Source organism: Angustibacter speluncae (assembly GCF_054777815.1).
Window position 1 is genome coordinate 94,861 of record NZ_BAAHAF010000081.1, and the last position, 5,499, is coordinate 100,359.

General features: G+C 75.1%; 6 protein-coding genes. 2 read left to right on the forward strand and 4 right to left on the reverse strand.

The features are described 5' to 3' along the window. A partial coding sequence (locus tag ACYVKY_RS09860; RefSeq protein WP_460434799.1) for an amino acid ABC transporter permease occupies positions 1–707 on the forward strand: 707 nt, incomplete at its 5' end. A 1-nt stretch (position 708) separates the two neighbouring features. On the opposite strand, the gene ACYVKY_RS09865 is transcribed toward ACYVKY_RS09860, so the two are convergent. From ACYVKY_RS09865 to ACYVKY_RS09880, 4 genes are all read right to left on the reverse strand, one after another. Further along, positions 709–1,668: a hypothetical protein gene (locus ACYVKY_RS09865; protein ID WP_460434800.1), complete on the reverse strand. Its 960-nt coding sequence runs from the start codon at positions 1,666–1,668 to the stop codon at positions 709–711. 80 nt (positions 1,669–1,748) lie between these two features. Continuing rightward, the gene (locus ACYVKY_RS09870) at positions 1,749–2,366 is read right to left on the reverse strand and encodes a regulatory protein RecX (RefSeq protein WP_460434801.1); all 618 of its coding nucleotides are present in this window, start codon (positions 2,364–2,366) and stop codon (positions 1,749–1,751) included. A gap of 46 nt (positions 2,367–2,412) precedes the next feature. Further along, positions 2,413–3,450 carry a recombinase RecA gene (gene recA, locus ACYVKY_RS09875; RefSeq protein WP_460434802.1) on the reverse strand — a complete coding sequence of 346 codons (1,038 nt, stop codon included), beginning with the start codon at positions 3,448–3,450 and terminating at the stop codon, positions 2,413–2,415. Positions 3,451–3,692: 242 nt separating this feature from the next. Beyond that, a complete protein-coding gene (locus tag ACYVKY_RS09880; RefSeq protein WP_460434803.1) occupies positions 3,693–4,379 on the reverse strand; it encodes a hypothetical protein in 687 nt (228 codons plus the stop codon). 118 nt (positions 4,380–4,497) lie between these two features. On the opposite strand from ACYVKY_RS09880, the gene ACYVKY_RS09885 reads away from it, so the two are divergent. Beyond that, positions 4,498–5,499: AAA family ATPase (locus ACYVKY_RS09885; protein WP_460434804.1), on the forward strand; the 1,002-nt coding region annotated here is incomplete at its 3' end.

Here is a 5,499-nt window from a genome sequence, read left to right on the forward strand (position 1 = left end):
CGCTCGTCTGGGAACTGCTGCGACAGGGCTTCACCAACACCCTCAAGGGTGCCGCGCTGGCCATCGTGTTCTCGCTCGCGCTCGGCGTGGTGCTCGGCGTGCTGCGCCTCTCGCTGCCCCGGTTGACCGCGCTCCCCATCATCGGGTTCATCGAGCTCTTCCGCGGCCTACCGGTCGTGCTGTCGATCTTCTTCGCCGCCAACGCCTTCCCCGAGCTCGGTATCCGGCTGCCGATCATCTGGTACCTGGTCATCGGCCTGACCGCGTACAACTCGGTGATCTTCGCCGAGATACTGCGCGCAGGTGTGAACTCGCTGCCGCGGGGCCAGCGCGAGGCCGGCCTGGCGATCGGGCTGACGCCGTTGCAGACCACGTTCTCGATCCAGCTGCCGCAGGCGTTCCGGGTGATGCTGCCGGCGATCATCAGCCAGATGGTCGTGGTGCTCAAGGACACCACCCTGGCCGCGGTCGCGCTGGGCGGGTTCATCGAGGCGCTCAACCAGGGCAAGGTCATCTACCAGAACCTCGACAACCCGATCCAGACGTACTTCGTCATCGGGGTGCTGTTCGTGCTGGCGAACTGGCTGCTGAGCAAGCTCGCCACCTGGGTCGAGCGCTGGCTGTCGCGCAAGACCTCCGCCGAGCACATCGACACCGCAGCGCTCGTCACCGCCGCCGGCGCGCACGACACCGGACGCGCCGTCTGAGTCAGGGCGCGAACGCGCCCAGTCGCCAGGCGAACCGGTCGACCCAGTGCCGCGCGAAGCGCGGCAGCAGGTGGCTGCCGCAGTGCTCGAGCACCGCACGGACGCCGTCGTCGGTGGGCTCGTCGCGCAGCAGGGCCGTCAGCTCGGCGCGCACCCGGGACCGAGCCGGCTCGTGCAGCGCCGCACCCACCTCGTGCATCGCAGCGAGGGCGGGCTCGTGGTCCTGGCCGAACCAGCCGCCGACCACGTCGCACAGCGCCGGGTAGCGCGCCCGCACCTCGTGGTCGAGCCGGACGTCGGGGTAGCAGCCGAGCACGAACAGGTTGCCGCTCAGCGGTTCCCGCGCCAGCACCAGGGACGCGGCGGTGGTGGCGGTGCGGCTCGACGCCGGCCGCAGCACGCTGCCGCGCGGGTCGTCGGGGACGACCACCACGCCCACCCCGCCGAGGGACGACGCCACGTCGGCGTGCAGGTGCCGCCGGGGCAGGCCGCCCTGATCGGCGTCCCACTGGTCGAGGTCGTCGCCGCCGGAGCGCACGAGGGCGGTGGCGACGGCGTTCGCGACCTCGACCGACGGGAACGACGAGACCCGTGGCAGGCCGGGGTCGGTGACGGCGAACGGCTCGGTGAGACCGGCGGGCACGAGCGCGGGGTCGGCGAGCACCTGCGTCGCGCGCTCGACGAGCACGTCGAGGTAGCCGGACCAGGTCGGTCCGTCGGGAACACCGACGTCGTCGAGCCAGGGGCCGAGCGCCCGCTGCGCACCGGCCTCGTCGCCCACCCGGTCGCGCAGCCCGCGCAGCGCGGCCACCAGCGCCGGCAGCCGCTCGGGGCCCTGCTCGGCGAGGGCGGCATCGAGGCACGACGCCGCGTCGACGGGAGCCGAGCGCAGTCGAGGACCAAGCCCGCTCGCGAAGAAGAGGTCGAGCGGCGGGAGCCGGTCGACGGACGGTGTCGTCATAGGGCGACCCTACCGCCTGGCTGTACCAAACAACACCAAACGCTGTTCATCCACAGCGGTGGACAGGGTTGTGGACGGCGTCAGGCGCTGTCGAGGTGGTCGGCGCCGCGGACGTCGCCGCTGGCGGCCTCGGGGTGGTCGTCGTCCCCGCTCAGGTCGTCCTCGGCGCCCAGCACCTCGCGGACGACGCCGAGCGCGACGTCGGAGCCGTAGCCCTTGCGGGCGAGCATCCCGGCGAGCCGGCGCACCCGCACCTGCTGGTCGAGGCCGCGGGTCGCCCGGGCCTTGCGCTCGACGAGCTCGCGGGCCGCGGCGCGCTCGTCGTCGGGGTCGAGACCGGCGAGCGCCACGGCCGCCGTCTCGGTGTCGATGCCCTTGCGGTGCAGCTCGAGCCGCAGGGCGCGACCCGACAGGCCCTTGCTGCGCTGCCTCGACCGGACCCACTCGTGGGCGAACGCCTCGTCGTCGACGAGGTCGACCTGCTCCATCCGGTCGAGCACGGACGTGGCGACCTCATCGGGCACGCCGCGGCGCGCCAGCGTGGTGGCCAGCTCGGCCCGGCTGCGGGCCCGGACGGCGAGCTGGTCGAGCACGATCCGCCGGGCGACCGACGCGGGGTCGGCGTCCCGGTCGGCCGCGACGTCGGGGCGGGGGGCGCGGTCGTCCCCCGCCCCGCGTCGGGCACGCGTGCGCGTCATGGCGAGATGACCAGGCAGGCCGGGCGGGCGGGCTGGGGCAGGCCGGTCAGAACACGACCGGGGCCTCGACGGCCGGCGCGTCGAGCACCGGGCCGACGCCGAGCTTCTCCTTGATCTTCTTCTCCAGCTCGTCGGCGAGGTCGGGGTTGTCGCGCATGAAGGCGCGAGCGTTCTCCTTGCCCTGGCCGAGCTGGTCGCCGTCGTAGGTGTACCAGGCGCCGGACTTGCGGACGAAGCCGTGCTCGACGCCCATGTCGATCAGACCACCCTCGCGGGAGATGCCCTGGCCGTAGAGGATGTCGAACTCGGCCTGCTTGAACGGCGGGCTGACCTTGTTCTTCACGACCTTGACGCGGGTGCGGTTGCCGACGGGCTCGGTGCCGTCCTTTAGGGTCTCGATACGGCGCACGTCGAGGCGGACCGAGGCGTAGAACTTCAGCGCCTTGCCGCCCGTGGTGGTCTCGGGCGAGCCGAACATCACGCCGATCTTCTCGCGCAGCTGGTTGATGAAGATCGCGGTGGTGCCCGAGTTGCTGAGCGCACCGGTGATCTTGCGCAGCGCCTGGCTCATCAGGCGGGCCTGCAGACCGACGTGGCTGTCGCCCATCTCGCCCTCGATCTCGGCGCGGGGCACCAGCGCCGCCACCGAGTCGATGACGATGATGTCGAGGGCGCCGGAGCGGATGAGCATGTCGGCGATCTCGAGCGCCTGCTCACCGGTGTCGGGCTGCGACACCAGCAGCGCGTCGGTGTCGACGCCCAGCCGCTTGGCGTACTCGGGGTCGAGGGCGTGCTCGGCGTCGATGAAGGCGGCGATGCCGCCGGCCTTCTGCGCGTTGGCGACGGCGTGCAGCGCGACGGTGGTCTTACCGCTGGACTCCGGGCCGTAGATCTCGACGACGCGGCCGCGCGGCAGGCCGCCGATGCCGAGCGCGACGTCGAGCGCGATGGCGCCGGTCGGGATGGTGGCGATCGGTGCGCGCACCTCGTCGCCCAGGCGCATCACCGAGCCCTTGCCGAACTGGCGGTCGATCTGGGAGAGCGCGGTGTCGAGGGCCTTGTCGCGGTCAACGGGAGCGGGCATCGGTTCTCCACCTTCGTGGTCGCCGGCCGGGCGGCCGGGGTGTGTCGTCTGTGTCGAGGAGGACGCTAGGAGCGACCTCCGACATCCGTCCCCGGCGCCCGCGGATCTGTGGACACCGGCCTGGCGGCTGCCGACCTGTGGACGACGATACCGAACACGTGTTCGACCCGGTCGGACCGACACGCCGCGTGTCGCGGCACCCCGTCCGACCGCCCGTCCGACCGCCTGCCCGAACCGTCCGGTCAGCCCCGCGCGACCACGAGGACGAGCGCGCCGTCGCCCTGCGGCAGCACCCGGGCCGTCGTCCACCGACCCCTTTCGAACCCGCCGGACGCCGTGGGCGCGAAGCCCGCGGCCTCCAGCGCCTCGCCCCACGCGGCCGCCGCACCCCGCCCCGCGCCGGTCGCCGGCGCCGTCGCCCCACTGCGACCGGCCCCCGCGGACGGCGCCGAGCGGAGCAGCACCGCGAGGTCCCCGCCGGCCTCCTGCGCCGCCTCCCCCGCCAGCTCGCGCCGCTCGACGACCTGCTGGCCGTCCGGGACGGCGAGCGCCGAGACGTCCTGCGCGAGACGGGTGCTCGTCGGGTGGGCTCCGGCCACGGCGCCCGGCACCAGCAGCCACACCGCGGCGCCCATCGCGAGCGCGGCGTTCAGCAGCACCGGCCAGCCGACGCGTCCGCGGAGCAGCACCCCCGGCACGACGACGAGGGCGGGCAGGCACAGCACCCAGACGAGCACCTCCCCCTGCGCCTGCCCGCCCACCCTCGGCCCCGCCACCCCCAGGACGAGACCCGTCGCCGCGACGCAGCCGGCGAGCGCGAGCCCGGCACGCGGCAGGACGCCCCCCGTGCGTCCCGAGCGGCTCGCGGAGGTCCCCTCCACCCCCGCGCACCGCTGCGTGCCGGGCCCGGTCACCACCCGCTGCGTCATGCCCCGAGCCTCGCTGCGGGGCCGACGGCCGGGCATGGGCCCCGCTACTCAGCGGGCGCGACCGCCGGGCTCAACCCGGCGCGGGTGCCGGTGCCCGCGTCCGTGGTAGGACGAGCGCGTGCAGGCACCCACCGGCCTGGTCGAGCGCGACGCGCAGCTGGCGCAGCTGGACGCCGCGGTGGCGCGTGCCCGCGCGGGCCGCGGTGGCGTCGCGCTCGTCACCGGCGAGCCGGGCATCGGCAAGACGGCCCTCGTCGACCGGCTGGTGCGGTCCCTCGGCGACGACCCGCCGGACGGGGTGCGCGTGCTCGTGGGCCACTGCGACCCCCTCACCGCGCCGGGCGCGCTGGGTCCGCTCGAGGAGGTGGCGGCGCGCCTGCGGCTCGCGACGGCCACGGACCGGGACGCCCTCGCGGGGCGCCTGCTGGCCGCCCTGCGCGACGGCCCGCCGACCGTTCTCGTCGTCGAGGACGCGCACTGGGCCGATGCGGCGTCCGCGGGCGTCCTGGGTGTGCTCGGCCGCCGGGCGGCGCGGCTGCCGCTGCTGCTCGTGCTGACCTACCGCGACGCCGAGGTCGGCACCGCCCACCCGCTGCACGCGGTGGTGGCCGAGCTGGTCACCTCGGGGTCGACGCTGTGGCTCGGGCTGCCCGCGCTCACGCCGGACGGCGTCCGCGAGCTCGCCGCCGGCGCGGTCGACCCGGTCCGCCTGCACGAGCGCACGGGCGGCAACCCGTTCTACGTGACCGAGGCGCTGGCCGCGCCGGACGCCGACGTCCCCGCGACGGTGCGCCTCGCGGTGCTCGGCCGGACCGCCCGGCTGGGGGCGGACGCGCGCGAGGTGCTCGACGTCGTCGCCGTCGTCCCGGGACGCTCCGACGCCGCGCTGGTGCGCGCGGTCGCGGGCCACGGGGACGACGTCGTCGAGCGGTGCGTCGCGGCCGGGGTGCTCGTCGAGCGCGACGGGTCGCTGGCGTTCCGGCACGAGCTGGCACGGCTCGCGCTGTGGTCCGAGCTGCCCCAGGCACGCCGCCGCGACCTGCACGCGCGGGTGCTGGCCGCGCTCGAGGCGGCGGGCGCGCCCGTCCCGGCGCACCTGGCCCACCACGCGGCCGCCGCC

Bases quoted from the DNA above. Each gene is read 5' to 3' on its own strand.
- recA (WP_460434802.1), bottom strand. From the start codon at position 3,450: ATGCCCGCTCCCGTTGACCGCGACAAGGCCCTCGACACCGCGCTCTCC.
- ACYVKY_RS09880 (WP_460434803.1), bottom strand. From the start codon at position 4,379: ATGACGCAGCGGGTGGTGACCGGGCCCGGCACGCAGCGGTGCGCGGGG.
- ACYVKY_RS09865 (WP_460434800.1), bottom strand. From the start codon at position 1,668: ATGACGACACCGTCCGTCGACCGGCTCCCGCCGCTCGACCTCTTCTTC.
- ACYVKY_RS09870 (WP_460434801.1), bottom strand. From the start codon at position 2,366: ATGACGCGCACGCGTGCCCGACGCGGGGCGGGGGACGACCGCGCCCCC.